The sequence below is a fragment of the Chitinophaga oryzae genome, assembly GCF_012516375.2.
Lineage (GTDB): Bacteria > Bacteroidota > Bacteroidia > Chitinophagales > Chitinophagaceae > Chitinophaga > Chitinophaga oryzae.
This window is the reverse complement of the sequence record NZ_CP051204.2, coordinates 2,901,073-2,914,153: the sequence shown is the minus strand read 5'-3', so window position 1 is coordinate 2,914,153 and position 13,081 is coordinate 2,901,073. Positions and strand designations below refer to the sequence as shown.

Here is a 13,081-nt window from a genome sequence, read left to right as displayed (position 1 = left end):
TCTGTTATCAGATTACCTGTAGTCCGTAAGCGTAAGGATCGTCTTCCGGATCGATGGAAATAGTGTTGTAGCCGTATACTCTTGCCCATCCTTCTATGCTGGGGCGGATGGCCGGCATGCCGCCCACGGTGGTTTCTTCTTCTATCCTGCCGGTAAAGCGCGAACCGATGATGCTTTCATGTACAAAAGCGTCACCACTTTTCAGTTTGCCTTTGGCATACCATTGCGCCATGCGAGCGGAAGTGCCTGTACCACAGGGAGAGCGGTCGATGGCCTTGTCACCGTAAAACACCGCATTACGCGCGGTGGACGTGGAGTCCATGACCGCGCCTGTCCACAGCACATGGGAGCAGCTATTGATATTCGGATTGTCAGGATGCACGAAGCTCCTGTTTTCGTTTACCCGTTTACGTAATACCCTCGCCCATTCTATCAGCTGGGAGGCCGTAAAATGTTCCAGTCCGGGGAAACGGTCCTGTACATCCACGATGGCATAGTAGTTGCCGCCATAGGCCACATCTACGGTGAGCGGGCCCAGGTCGGGGCAGTCCACCACGATACCGGTGGCAGCCAGGTAAGACGGTACGTTGGTGAGCTTCACGCTTTTCACCTTGTTGCCCTGCTGCTGGTATTTTACCTCTACCAGCCCGGCAGGCGTTTCCATTCTCACCCTGCCGCGTACCTTCGGGTTGATCAGCCCTTCTTCGATGGCGATGGTGATGGTACCGATGGTACCGTGGCCGCACATAGGCAGGCAGCCGCTGGTTTCGATAAAGAGCACCGCCACATCATTGGCAGGGTCATGAGGCGGGTAGAGAATACTGCCGCTCATCATGTCATGCCCGCGGGGTTCGAACATCAGGCCTTTACGGATCCAGTCATATTCCCGGAGAAAATGGTCGCGTTTTTCGCTCATATTGGCGCCCTGCAGGACGGGGCCGCCGCCGGCCACGAGCCTGACGGGATTGCCACAGGTATGTGCATCGATGCAAAAAAAAGTATGCTTCACGATGGTTATATTTGCTGGTTAATAAAATGGTGGCGCCTAACGTTAACGGGCATACTGGTTATCGGTCAACCGCCATATGCCGCGCGGGTTACCGTCTTTGAGTTCATCGGGCAGCAGTGCATCGGGAAACTGCTGGTAGCATACAGGCCTTACCCAGCGCCGGATGGCAGCAGTACCTACGGAAGTAAAACGCGCGTCGGTAGTAGCGGGAAACGGACCGCCATGCACCATGGCCGCACATACTTCCACGCCGGTAGGCGCTCCGTTCAGGATGATACGGCCGGCAAGCGTAACCTGTATATCGATCACCTCCCGCCATTGGGCGAGGTCTTCTTCGGTAGCCATCAAACTGGTGGTGAGCTGCCCTTTCAGCCCTTTGAGCACCGCCAGCAGCTCTGCTTTGTCTTTACAGGCTACCACAAGGGCATGCGGCCCGAACACCTCTTCTTTTAGTGCCGGGTTAGCCAGGAGGGCAGCGCCGGAAGTGAGCGCCAGCGAGGGGCGTACGGCATTGGTGTCAAAATCCGGCACCGGCTTGGGCGACAGGCTCACTTCCTGGTGGGCCAGCATACGGGTGCGTCCTTCCAGGAAAGCGGTATGAATGCCGGGGTGCAACATTTTCTGGGGAGGTGTTTTCTCCAGCGCAGCGCCCAGCTGCTGCTGAAATGCTGTAAACGCGGGACTTTCCAGCCCTATCAGCAACCCGGGATTGGTACAGAACTGTCCCGCTCCGAGGGTGATGGAGGCGGCAAACGTCTCTGCCAGTTCAGCGCCGCGTGTCTCCAGCGCCTGCGGCAGGAACACCACCGGGTTGACGCTGCTCATTTCGGCAAAGACAGGGATAGGCACCTCCCTTTCGGCCGCATAGGCGCAGAGGGCTTTCCCCCCCTGCAGCGAGCCGGTAAAGCCCACACCTGTGGTAAAAGGATGGATGACCAGCGCTTTGCCGGTATGATAATCGCCCGTAACATGCTGCACGGTATGCGCAGGCATACCGCTTTGTACAATAGCAGCCTGTATGGCTTCAAACATCGTTTGGGAAGTACGCGGGTGTGCCGGGTGCGCTTTTACCACTACTGTAGCGCCGGCCGCCAGCGCGCTGGCGGTATCGCCGCCCGCCGTGGAAAAGGCAAAAGGAAAGTTACTGGCGCCGAACACCACCACGGGCCCTACCGGCACCAGCATCCGGCGGATATTAGGCTTAGTGTCTATCACCGCTTCTACCCAGCTGCCTTCTTTTACCAGGTCGGCAAACTTCTGCAGCTGGGTAGTGGTGCGCACGATCTCACCGTTCAGCCGCGCCATGGGCAGGTTCGTCTCCTCGCCTGCCGTTTTCACCAGCACCTCACGGCGCGCCGTGATCTCCGCCCCGATGGCTTCGAGAAAAGCGGCGCGCTGCGCCGGCGGAATCTTCTTGTATTGTTCGCAGGCTGTGGCAGCCTGCTGCATAATCTGATCTATCTGCGTCATACGGGAGAATTATAAAGAAAGATAATCCGGCAATACGGGACGGTTGGCCACTGCGGTACGGATCACCTGCAGCACGCTTTCCCTTTCTGCCCCTTCGAGCGTCAGGCGCGGCGCCCGCACGTATTCGCTGCCCAGCCCTACTTCCGCTTCGGCCAGTTTAATAAACTGCACCAGCTTGGGATACAGGTCCAGCTCCAGCAACGGCAGGAACCAGCGGTAAATCTCCACCGCTTCTTTTATCCGGCCGGCTTTAATTAACCGGTAAACAGCTACTGTCTCCGCCGGGAAAGCATCTACCAGTCCGCCTACCCATCCATGAGCGCCCAGCACCATCTCTTCCAGTGCTAACGTATCAAGGCCGCATAATATTTTAAACCGGTCGCCGAAACGGTTGATCATACGGGTAACGTTGGACACGTCGCGGGTGGATTCCTTCACCGCCTGTATATTAGGCAGCTCCTGCAGCTGATCGAAGATATTCAGCGTTACTTCTATCTTGTAATCCACCGGGTTGTTATACACCATCACCGGCAGGTCTGTGGAACCAGCCACTGTTTTGAACCAGGTGGCCGTTTCGCGTTCGTCACTTTTATAGCGCATGGGCGGCAACAGCATAATTCCGGCCGCGCCCCATTTCTTCACCAGCGCCGCCTGTTGTATGGCGTCGCGGGTGGCGCCTTCCGCGATATTCACGACCACGGGTATTTTACCGGCCACTTTCTCTACGGTGAACTTTGTCAGCGTTTCTTTTTCAGCAGTCGTCAGCGTGCTGGCCTCTCCGAGGGAGCCTCCCAGGATAATACCATCAATACCCGCCGCCAGCTGCGCCTGCAGGTTTTTCTCAAACAAAGGCAGGTCCAGTTCGTCGGCTGCAGTGAATTTGGTAGTGATGGCGGGAAATACGCCTTTCCATTCGATAGACATGATATTCTCTTTTTTCCTCAAAAATATCCCGGACACCCGCAGTTGGCTTTCCCGATTGTAATCAATTATAGCCCGATATTAACCAGTTTTGAAAAAAACGGGGTTACCTTACCGTTTTTTAACCAGTTCACCCCATATGAAGTTACAATACGGTTAATATTCGTAATATTGATCCCGTTCAACATTAACCAGGCAATGTTATGAAAGTCTTACAGTTTACCGTACCTGTACCCCTCGATAAAACCATCATCGTGCAAAGGGACGTGCTGCCCTACTTTTATCCACACCTGCACCGGCACCAGGAAGTACAGCTCACCTGGGTGCAACAGGGAGAGGGCACCCTCGTGGCAGACAATAATATGCATGCTTTCCGGCCGAGCGACATCTTCTGGCTTGGAGCCAACCAGCCGCATATCTTCAAAAGCGACCCGTCTTATTTTGCACCGAGAAGCCGCAAAAAGATCATGGCGCTGGTCATCTTCTTCAACCCCGACGGCAACCTGTCTGCCCTGTTTAACCTGCCGGAAATGAAACCGCTGAAAAACTTTATACAACAACAGCAATGCGGCTTTAAAGTACCTTCCCTGCAAACGCCGGACGTCTCCGCACAGATGCTCCGGATCGCCAACAGCAACGGCCCCGAGCAACTGATGCATTTCGTGGAACTGCTCCGCCTCCTGTCCGGATACCCGGATATTAGCCCGCTGGCTGCCGTCAACAAAAAGGTTACCGTCAGTGACCATGACGGTATCCGCATCGGCAATATCTACAACTATATCATGCACAATTACGAACATCCCATCACGCTGGAAGACGCGGCCAGCCAGGTACACATGACACCGCACGCCTTCTGCCGCTTCTTCAAAAAACATACGCTGCATACTTTCGTCTCGTTTCTCAATGAAGTACGTATCAACGAAGCCTGCAAAAAACTGACCGACGGCAATTATGATAATATTGCTACCGTAGCCTATACCAGTGGGTTTAACAGCATCACCAATTTCAACCGGGTGTTTAAATCCGTGACCGGCAAATCACCCAGCGAGTATCTCAACAGCTACTTCCAGCACGTGGAGAAAACCGGGCAGCAACAATGATATACAGACACAAAAGTGCCGCCCTCCAAATGAAAGGCGGCACGCTGTTCATGTTTCGTGTGTCCGTTATAGTAAGGTGGGGTTACTTCACAGGTATTTCCAGGTTTCTACCGTTCTTTTTCGCATCTTCACTCTTAGGCAATTTGATTTTTAATACGCCATCATCGTATTGCGCTTCAATTTTGTCTTTGCTGACGCCTTCCGGCAGATGGAAGCTCCGGGAAAAGCTGTTGTAGTTATATTCCTGCCGGCTGTATTTTTCGTCCTTTTCTTCTTTCCTGCTTTCAGATTCCGCGCTGATGGTCAGCATAGCGCCGTCCAGCTCGATTTTAAAATCCGATTTCTTTAAACCCGGCGCAGCCATAGACAGCTTATAACTGTCTTTATCTTCTGTGACGTTAACAGCGGGCACAGTCAGTGCATGTACCCCATAAAAATCGCTTGCCCAATCTTTCCAGGGGCGGAAAAAATCATCAAATACTGATGGTAATCCTGTACGTTTGGTGAGTGTTTGTGTGGCCATAAGTACCTCCTTTTTTTTAACAAACTTACAGCAGCAGCTACAGGAGAAAAATGAGATCTGTCAGTATACCGAATGATTTAAATCAACCATAGCCTGTCCCTGCAGTTATAACATTCGCCCCATGCTCACATCACCAATACGGCGGCCCCTTTTATTTCACCCTTCCGTAACGCCTGCAAGGCTTCGTTGGCCTGCTCCAGCGGAAAGGCTTGTACCATAGCAGACACCGGCACGTGTTGAATCGTCTCCATCAGCAACGCTCCGTCTTCCCGGGTGAGATTGGCCACCGAATGTATGGAACGCTCTTCCCATAACAATTGATAGGGAAACCCGGGAATATCGCTCATGTGAATACCGCCGCAAACGACAACACCGCCTCTGTCCAATTGCGATAACGCCTGCGGCACCAATGATCCGTCGGGAGCAAAAATAATGGCGGCATCCAGCAATACCGGCGGCGCGTCCAGCGAGCTGCCGGCCCAGGTGGCGCCCATTTTCAGCGCAAAACTCTCTCCCGCTTTATCATCCGGACGCGTGAAAGCATAAACGGATTTGTAATGATACCGCGCTATCTGTACAAGGATATGCGCAGCAGCGCCAAATCCATACAACCCGATATGTTGCGCATGTTCCGGCACCATGCGCCAGGAACGGTACCCGATCAGGCCGGCGCACATCAGCGGTGCTCCGCCGGGGTGCGCATATTGCTCCGGCACGCGCAGACAATAATCTGCCAGCGCCACCACATAATCTGCATAGCCGCCATTAACACTGTAACCGGTAAAGAGCGCCTGCTCACACAGGTTCTCCTGGCCCAGCGAACAATATTTGCAATGGCCGCAGGTATAGGCCAGCCAGGGCACGCCCACTTTCACCCCTACCGGCAGGGTGGTCACCCCTTCTCCCGCAGCCACCACTTCGCCGATGATCTCATGTCCCGGAATCAGCGGCAATGCCGGAGACGGCAACTCCCCGTCCAGAATATGCAGGTCTGTCCTGCATACGCCGCAGGCGATCACCTTTATTAATACCTGTCCCGCTCCCGGTACAGGCACCGGCACTGTTTGCAGCGTCAGCGGCTGCCCTTTCTTTTCCATCACCATAGCACGCATGGTGGAAGGTATACTGTTCATTATACCAACATTTTACGGTGTTACATACCTGCTGATTTCACGCAACAGCTGCGTACCGGACCAGCGGCCGTCGACCAGCATACGGCGCAGCGTATACAGCTCATTTGACGCCTCCGGCCGCCGGTTGAGCTGGAATGCCGCCTTATAGCCCGCCTGTTTTACATGCGCAATAATGCTGTCGTTATACGCTCCAAAAGGATAAGCGATATACCATACCGGCCTGCCCGTGATTTTTTCCAGCTGCCGCCGTGGCAGCAGCAGCTCTTTATCCCAGTCCTGATATCCATCCGGACGGGGATGGTCCCACGTATGGCTGGCGACTGTATGCCCTTCGTCTGACAACGCTTTTATATTGGCCGAAGAAAGGTAATGCGGCTTGTTCAGGGTAACTGTCATCACAAAAAACACGCCTTTAAAATGGTAGCGCTGCAACAAGGGCGCCGCTATCGAATAATGGACATCGTGGGAATCATCGAAAGTGATCATTACGGCGCGTGCGGGGAACGGCTTATGCTGTTGCAGCAACGCCACCATCTCATCCGGCAGGATGGTATGGTAACCGCTGTCGGCCAGTGTTTTCAGCTGCTGCTCAAACTGACGGCTGTCAACATGCAACAGGTCGTTCTGATGTTGTCCCGGGGTGGTGATATTGTGGTAACACAACACCGGCAGCTGCTGCGCGGCTGTAGCGAGGGACAGGCAACAGCCCCAGAGCGCAAGGAGCTTTTTCATAGCTATTGATATTGAATGTAAATGGGACGGGGAAACAGGGCCAGCACTTCGTCCGGCCCCATCAGGTGGCCGCCGGTCGCGACATCTACCTGGTAAAACAATTTAAAACCGGTGAACTGTACCGGTTGCCGGGCAATCCAGCTGCGGTAGGTGTCTTTCTTTTTAGCCACCCCGCCAAAACCGTCCATGTCCATCACGATCTGTACTTCGGGCCGCAGGCGGATATTTTTGTAGTTCGTCACCATGCCCTGCGTAAAACGATGTATTACCAGTATTTTAGGCGGCAGCCGGTGCTGTTTCACCAGGCCGGCCAGCCAGGTGGCGGCGTAATTGATGTCTTCCGCATCGAGAGTGCCGATCACGGAGCAGGGCACCTGTCCTCCTTTCATGGAGTACTCCGGATCTATGCCCAGGTGCACTTCCGGCCGTACCAGGTATTTCTCCAGCTGCGGCAGTTCCTCCTGTAACGTACTGTGACCGGGTTGTATGTCCAGGAAAACCAGCGCATGCGCCTGCGCCGCCAGCTCCAAAACTTTATTGATAGCAGCTTCCGGCATACGGAGCCTGTATTTGCCGTCTTTACCGGGGCTACGCTGCGCCGTTACCGCGATGTAATGAAATGCGGGCAGCACCGGTGTAGCCGTATCTGCCGCCTGCCACATGGCGACCGTGGCGGACAGCCGCGCCAGCATGGAATCCACAGGCACGCTCCCTAAGACCCCCAGTTTAGGCGTGTAAAAATTTCCATAGTAAGCCACGATACGATGAAACGGCAGTAACGCACCGGGCGCCGGGTAGTCCCGCTGGTACGGCCAGGCAGCTACGGCGGAGTCATGCAACAGCTGCAGCATCTTTTGCCGGTAAGCCAACGTATCGGTGGCAGTGCCTCCAGGCGCCGGCTGGCGAACGACCGCCTCTCTTTCCGGAAAAGCCCCTTTACCATAAGTCTCCGGATGTTCGATCTTAAAATGACGGGACGGCGTCCACAGTATCCATACCAGCAATATCGCCACCACTGTTTCCAACGCCAGTTTACCTATGTATCTCATCTCCCTGTTTTTATGGTCCGAAACTACCCGGTTTTCCGGACCTCCCCAATGACACTACTCATAACAAATGTTGACACTGGTCAGTTGCCTGCTATCCTGACCATAATCACCCCTGCAGGTAATACACGTCATATGATGCCGCTATTAATCCTCCTAATTTAGTAGAGATCAAAACCGGGCTATATATGAAATCACCGCTTAAAAACAGTCCGCCTATCCCGGCGTCACTAGCCCCGTTGGGCCGTATCCGGGACATTACCCCGCGGGAAGTACAGGCCATACAGCAACAACTGGGTGTCAAAAGTATACGGGACCTGGTGGCCGCTATAAACAACGGGCAGCTGGAAACCGTAGACGGTCTCAAACCGGTACAGATAAAAAACATCAAACGCGCCTTCAAACTTTATAAAACGGCGGGCAGCCGTGTTCCGCTTTGGGACGCCCGCCTCGCCGGAGAAGAACTGCTGCGCGCGCTCTCCCAGTTTCCCGAAGTGGAAAGGGCAGCGCTCACCGGCAGCCTGCGAAGAGGCAAAGACACCATTGGCGACATCGACATACTGCTGCAGGTCAGCGAAGCAGACCACCGGAAACTGCTTTACAAACTCGCCAGGATGGCGCAGACGGACCGTATCATCGCGATCGGCCCCCATCACGTTTGTATCGTACTGCGCAACCAGCTCCAGGCCGACATCCGGCTGGCTACACATAAAGACTATGGCGCAAGCCTGTTGTATTATACAGGATCTGCACAATATGGCGACAACCTGAAAAACCTGGCGACAGAGAAAGGGTTCCGCTTTGGGCCACAGGGACTGGTAGACAACCAAACCGGCGAATATGTGGCCGGGGCGCAGGAAACAGACGTCTACCAACGGCTGGGCTTATCCTTCCTGGAACCGGAACTGCGGGAAGACCACCAGTCCATGACGGCATTGCAGGCACTTCCGCCGCTGATCTCTTTCAATCAGCTCAAAGGCGACATGCAAATACATACCAACTGGAGCGATGGCACGGATAGTATCGCCGCCATCTCCAAATACCTTTCCCACACCTTTCCCCAGTACCAGTACATTGTCATCACCGACCACATTTCCTCCAGGCGCCCCAACCATGTACTGCCGCCGGAAGATATTTTCAGGCAAACCGCAGAAATAAACCGCGTCAACGGCCTGATGGGATTTGATTATATCAGGAAGGGTATGGAAACAGACATCCTCGAAAACGGAGAACCGGAACTCTCAAATGATATCCTGCAACAGTTCGACTGGGTGGTAGCTTCTATTCATACCGATTTTACAAGGGATAACACCGACCGGTTAATCAGGGCCTGTGAAAATCCGTTCGTGCATTGCATCGGCCATCCGAGCGGAAGGCTGATCGGTATCCGCCCGCCTTATCCGGTGAACTGGGAGGCAGTATTTGAAGCAGCCGCCCGGACCGGCACTGCCATGGAGATCAATTCCAGGCCCAACCGGCTCGACCTGAACGATGAGCTGGTACGCCAGGCCGTCGCCAAAGGCGTTAAGTTGGTTATTGACAGCGATGCCCGTACGCTTGCCCACTTCGATTTTGTGAAACTGGGCGTGTCTATGGCACGGCGCGGCGCCTGTTGCAAAAAGGACATTCTCAATACCGGCAGCTGGGAAGACATTGAAGCGTTTAAAGCCGCCAAACTGCAATTACTCAAAAAATAACCACCCATTATTTTTGTTGCCCTTCGGGAGATGATTTATTTTTTTTGAATGCTGTCACAAAAAATCCGGGTTGCCTGTCTATGCTGAAATGGATTTTTTATGACTAAAAGCGAGATATCAGCATTCACCCGGACCGGGCACTACTGGTCGGGTCTTACCCTGTCCGTCTTTATCGGGTTTCATCTTTTTAACCAGCTCACGGCGCTTATGGGGGCAGATGCGCACATTGCCGTGATGCAGGGGTTGCGCGCCGTATACCGCCACCCGGTGGTAGAAACCGTTCTGCTGGCGGCGGTGGTGTTCCAGATCACGACAGGGCTGCTGATGATTTTTAAGCAGCAACGAAGTACCGGGGCAGAGAAAATACAGGTTTATTCCGGGTTATACCTTTCCTTTTTTTTGCTGGTCCATGTGGGCGCCGTACTATATGGCCGTTCGCTGGGGCTGGATACCAATTTTTACTTCGCCGCGGCGGGGTTGAATGTATATCCGGTGACTTTCTTTTTCATTCCCTATTACCTGCTGGCCGTATGCGCTGTCTCGCTGCACGTAGCCGCCATCCATTACCGCAAAACAGGTTCGTTACGCTGGTCGCGTGCCATAGCGCTGGCAGGTTTGCTGGCGGCGATACTGATCATCAGCGGCTTCACGAACGGTTTCCGGTGGCGGCCGATGCCACCGGCCAACGAGCAGTTCATCCGGCAGTCTTTTGGCGTTTAGCGGAGCTTGTCCGGGTTACGGACGAAATACACTGTGTGGATGCCGTCTGTGTCCATAGACAGGATCATGACGGTATCCACGGCGCCGGTGGCATCGCGGAAGATCACGCCTGTTTCCCCGTTGATGGTAGTCACTTCCAAAGAGAGCTCCACACCTCGTTTGGCGTAGATGCCCAGCAGGAAAGCTGCGGCGGCCGTGCGGCCTGTCAGTGGCGCTCTTGCGGCAGAAACCTTGCCGCCGCCGTCTGAATAGATGGTAATATCTTCTTTCAGGCAGGCCATCAGCCGGGCGGTATCACCGGTGGAGCAGGCTTCTGCAAAAGCCTGGAACAGGGTGCTGCGTTGTTCTCCGCCGGGTATGTACCGCAGCTTACCGGCTGCAATCTTTACTTTGGCCCTATGAAACAGCTGCCGGCAGTGGTCCTGCTCCAGGCCGAGTATGGCGGCCATTTCCGCATAGGAATAGCTGAAGGTCTCCCGCAGGATAAACACGGCGCGTTCCCATGGGTTCAGCGTCTGCAGCAGGATCAGCAGGGCGAAGGAGATATCACTATCATGTATATACGAAAAACGTTCCCGAAAGAGCGGCGAAGGCAGGTCGATGCCGGGATAGACGGTCTTTTTACGGGCTTCCAGCAGGGAAAGGCAGCGATGCATCACCGCTTTGACGAGATAGTTTTCCGGATGAACGATCGTTGCGGCGTCCTGCCGGGAATACGCAAGGAATACGTCCTGCAGGATATCTTCCGCATCCATGGCATTTTTGGTCATCTTGTAAGCCACCGCAAACAGCGTGGGCCTGTACTGTTCAAACGCTGTCATCTAGCAGCTTTTGGGGCCTTGTAAAGCATGGTATTCATCGCCCCAGTCGCACAGCGCCTGGATGGTGGGCACCAGTTTCTTACCGATAGTTGTGAGTTTATATTCCACACGGGGCGGTGTTTCGGCATATACTTTTCTTTCGATGATACCGTCGCGCTCCAGCTCCCGCAGCTGCAGCGTCAGCGTAGCGTGCGTGATGTCCTTCATTTTCTTACGCAGCTCCCCAAAGCGCATGGGGCACTCTTTGCGGATGGCGTTCAGCAGGAGCAGCTTCCACTTTCCGCCGATCACCTTCATCGCTTTTGTCATGGCACAGTTATTTTCCTCCTCCCATACATCTTTCTCAGACTGTGTATCTGCCTGAATATCATCAATAGTATTTTTTTTCATACCAGGTATTATTCTTTAAACTACTTGTTACAATCCGTTACCGGCTGCACCTTTGGCGGCAATAAAGTTAACAAATTGGCTATTATGAACCGACTACAATTGAAATGGCTATCGTTGCTGATCGTATCCGCGTCCGTATTTCTGGCGGTCATCGATATTTTTATAGTGAATGTGGCGCTGCCTTCCATCCGGCAGGGCATACAAGGCAGCGAATCGGATATGCAGCTGATCATCGCGCTGTACCTGCTGGGGTATGCCGCCTTTCTGATCACCGGCGGGCGCCTGGGCGACCATTACGGCAGAAAGCGGGTGTTCATGGTGTCTATGCTGGTATTTACGTTCAGCTCCCTGTTGTGCGGCATGGCGCAAACCGCGTGGCAACTGAATACCGCGCGCTTTGTCCAGGGTACCAGCGCGGCTTTCATGATACCGCAGGGCATCAGCTATATACATATCCTGTTTCCCGAACATAAAGAGAGGATCAAGGCGCTGGGCGTTTACGGGAGTATTGCCGGTTCGGCATCGGTGATCGGGCAGTTCCTGGGAGGGTTGCTACCGGATATCCACTGGACCGTGGCGGGCTGGCGGCTGTTGTTTTTGATCAACCTGCCGCTGGGGCTGGCAGCGGCGGCGCTGGCCGGCCGTTACCTTACCGATACGGAGCAGCACCGCGAAGGCCGTTTCGATATCAGCGGCGTAGCGTTGCTCACCGTGGCGCTCTTTGCACTGGTATATCCGTTGATCCGTGGCCGTGAGTTAGGCTGGCCGTTGTGGAGCCTATTGTCACTCTCGGGCGCCGTGATGGCGCTGTTGCTGTTCGGCTATGACCAGCAGCGTAAACTGGCGGCGCAGCAAAACCCGCTGATCAACATCCGGTTGTTTTCCTACAAGGATTTTAATATCGGGCTTTGTGCGGTACTGTTTTATTTTATGGTGCAGGACTCCTACTTCCTGATCAACGCCATTTTCATGCAGACAGGGCTGGGATATAGTTCCTCAGCAACGGGCGTCCTGTTTGTGTTCCAGGGCGTGGGCTACGTAGTGGCGTCACTGTTATCTATTCCGCTGGTGAAGCGTTACGGTAAGCGGGTATTGCAGGGCGGCGTGCTGATCATGATAGTGTCGCTGATCATGCACCTGGTCTTTTTTCGTTCCGCCGGCATGCCGGGAAGCATATTGCTGGCTACGCTCTTTTTTTACGGAACCGGTTGCGGATCGGTACTACCGTCCCTCCTGACAATGGCTTTAAAGAGCATCCCGGTGCATTTTGCCGGCGCCGCATCCGGCACGTTCTCCACTTTCCAGCAGACAGCGGTGGCGCTGGGCATCGGCGTTACGGGCGGCATTTTCTTCAGTCTCCTGGGCGATGCCCCTTCCCTGCCGGCGTATATGAATGCGTACCAGATCGCCACCGGCATCAACATCGGGTTCCTCGCGCTGGTCAGCATCTTCCTGTACATCCTGCCCGAAGGGCAGCAGACTATAACGGGAATGGCTATACATTAATTTTGTCCTACCG

General features: G+C 54.3%; 13 protein-coding genes. 4 read left to right on the top strand and 9 right to left on the bottom strand.

Annotated elements, in window-relative coordinates; genetic code table 11:
- Positions 1-7 precede the first annotated feature (7 nt).
- The 3 genes from HF324_RS12185 to HF324_RS12175 are packed head-to-tail and all read right to left on the bottom strand — an operon-like array spanning position 8 to position 3,403.
- Entirely contained in the window at positions 8-1,009 is a 1,002-nt protein-coding gene (locus HF324_RS12185; RefSeq protein WP_168859881.1) for a 4-hydroxyproline epimerase, read from the bottom strand.
- Positions 1,010-1,051: 42 nt separating this feature from the next.
- On the bottom strand, positions 1,052-2,479 hold the full coding sequence (locus HF324_RS12180; protein ID WP_168859880.1) for an aldehyde dehydrogenase (NADP(+)): 1,428 nt from the start codon (positions 2,477-2,479) through the stop codon (positions 1,052-1,054).
- A gap of 9 nt (positions 2,480-2,488) precedes the next feature.
- The gene (locus HF324_RS12175; RefSeq protein ID WP_168802720.1) at positions 2,489-3,403 is read right to left on the bottom strand and encodes a dihydrodipicolinate synthase family protein; all 915 of its coding nucleotides are present in this window, start codon (positions 3,401-3,403) and stop codon (positions 2,489-2,491) included.
- Between the two features lie 200 nt (positions 3,404-3,603).
- On the opposite strand from HF324_RS12175, the gene HF324_RS12170 reads away from it, so the two are divergent.
- Positions 3,604-4,500 carry an AraC family transcriptional regulator gene (locus HF324_RS12170; protein WP_168859879.1) on the top strand — a complete coding sequence of 299 codons (897 nt, stop codon included), beginning with the start codon at positions 3,604-3,606 and terminating at the stop codon, positions 4,498-4,500.
- A gap of 82 nt (positions 4,501-4,582) precedes the next feature.
- On the opposite strand, the gene HF324_RS12165 is transcribed toward HF324_RS12170, so the two are convergent.
- The 4 genes from HF324_RS12165 to HF324_RS12150 all read right to left on the bottom strand — a co-directional run bounded on the left by HF324_RS12165 (position 4,583) and on the right by HF324_RS12150 (position 7,937).
- Positions 4,583-5,023 carry an Hsp20/alpha crystallin family protein gene (locus tag HF324_RS12165; RefSeq protein ID WP_168802718.1) on the bottom strand — a complete coding sequence of 147 codons (441 nt, stop codon included), beginning with the start codon at positions 5,021-5,023 and terminating at the stop codon, positions 4,583-4,585.
- A 125-nt stretch (positions 5,024-5,148) separates the two neighbouring features.
- On the bottom strand, positions 5,149-6,156 hold the full coding sequence (locus HF324_RS12160; protein ID WP_220101303.1) for a zinc-dependent alcohol dehydrogenase family protein: 1,008 nt from the start codon (positions 6,154-6,156) through the stop codon (positions 5,149-5,151).
- A 12-nt stretch (positions 6,157-6,168) separates the two neighbouring features.
- Positions 6,169-6,888, bottom strand: coding sequence for a polysaccharide deacetylase family protein (locus tag HF324_RS12155; protein ID WP_168859878.1), 720 nt, complete (start codon positions 6,886-6,888; stop codon positions 6,169-6,171).
- A gap of 2 nt (positions 6,889-6,890) precedes the next feature.
- A complete protein-coding gene (locus HF324_RS12150) occupies positions 6,891-7,937 on the bottom strand; it encodes a hypothetical protein (protein WP_168859877.1) in 1,047 nt (348 codons plus the stop codon).
- Between the two features lie 185 nt (positions 7,938-8,122).
- Here HF324_RS12150 and HF324_RS12145 point away from each other — a divergent pair, with 185 nt between their 5' ends.
- Together HF324_RS12145 and HF324_RS12140 are read left to right on the top strand one after the other, a co-directional pair.
- On the top strand, positions 8,123-9,631 hold the full coding sequence (locus HF324_RS12145; RefSeq protein WP_168802715.1) for a DNA polymerase III: 1,509 nt from the start codon (positions 8,123-8,125) through the stop codon (positions 9,629-9,631).
- Positions 9,632-9,730: 99 nt separating this feature from the next.
- Positions 9,731-10,351, top strand: a complete 621-nt coding sequence (locus tag HF324_RS12140) for a succinate dehydrogenase/fumarate reductase transmembrane subunit (protein WP_168802714.1) — start codon at positions 9,731-9,733, stop codon at positions 10,349-10,351.
- Here HF324_RS12140 and HF324_RS12135 read toward each other — a convergent pair.
- The gene (locus HF324_RS12135) at positions 10,348-11,172 is read right to left on the bottom strand and encodes a sigma-70 family RNA polymerase sigma factor (RefSeq protein WP_168802713.1); all 825 of its coding nucleotides are present in this window, start codon (positions 11,170-11,172) and stop codon (positions 10,348-10,350) included. The two genes, HF324_RS12140 and HF324_RS12135, sit on opposite strands and share 4 nt — an antisense overlap.
- Positions 11,173-11,562: a winged helix-turn-helix transcriptional regulator gene (locus HF324_RS12130; protein WP_168802712.1), complete on the bottom strand. Its 390-nt coding sequence runs from the start codon at positions 11,560-11,562 to the stop codon at positions 11,173-11,175.
- 84 nt (positions 11,563-11,646) lie between these two features.
- Here HF324_RS12130 and HF324_RS12125 point away from each other — a divergent pair, with 84 nt between their 5' ends.
- Positions 11,647-13,068: an MFS transporter gene (locus HF324_RS12125; protein WP_168859876.1), complete on the top strand. Its 1,422-nt coding sequence runs from the start codon at positions 11,647-11,649 to the stop codon at positions 13,066-13,068.
- Positions 13,069-13,081: the final 13 nt, after the last annotated feature.

Excerpts from the sequence above, each read along its gene's own strand:
- HF324_RS12155 (WP_168859878.1), bottom strand. The coding sequence starts at position 6,888 with ATGAAAAAGCTCCTTGCGCTCTGGGGCTGTTGCCTGTCCCTCGCTACA.
- HF324_RS12150 (WP_168859877.1), bottom strand. The coding sequence starts at position 7,937 with ATGAGATACATAGGTAAACTGGCGTTGGAAACAGTGGTGGCGATATTG.
- HF324_RS12165 (WP_168802718.1), bottom strand. The coding sequence starts at position 5,023 with ATGGCCACACAAACACTCACCAAACGTACAGGATTACCATCAGTATTT.
- HF324_RS12130 (WP_168802712.1), bottom strand. The coding sequence starts at position 11,562 with ATGAAAAAAAATACTATTGATGATATTCAGGCAGATACACAGTCTGAG.
- HF324_RS12135 (WP_168802713.1), bottom strand. The coding sequence starts at position 11,172 with ATGACAGCGTTTGAACAGTACAGGCCCACGCTGTTTGCGGTGGCTTAC.
- HF324_RS12125 (WP_168859876.1), top strand. The coding sequence starts at position 11,647 with ATGAACCGACTACAATTGAAATGGCTATCGTTGCTGATCGTATCCGCG.
- HF324_RS12170 (WP_168859879.1), top strand. The coding sequence starts at position 3,604 with ATGAAAGTCTTACAGTTTACCGTACCTGTACCCCTCGATAAAACCATC.
- HF324_RS12140 (WP_168802714.1), top strand. The coding sequence starts at position 9,731 with ATGACTAAAAGCGAGATATCAGCATTCACCCGGACCGGGCACTACTGG.
- HF324_RS12175 (WP_168802720.1), bottom strand. The coding sequence starts at position 3,403 with ATGTCTATCGAATGGAAAGGCGTATTTCCCGCCATCACTACCAAATTC.
- HF324_RS12160 (WP_220101303.1), bottom strand. The coding sequence starts at position 6,156 with ATGAACAGTATACCTTCCACCATGCGTGCTATGGTGATGGAAAAGAAA.
- HF324_RS12180 (WP_168859880.1), bottom strand. The coding sequence starts at position 2,479 with ATGACGCAGATAGATCAGATTATGCAGCAGGCTGCCACAGCCTGCGAA.
- HF324_RS12145 (WP_168802715.1), top strand. The coding sequence starts at position 8,123 with ATGAAATCACCGCTTAAAAACAGTCCGCCTATCCCGGCGTCACTAGCC.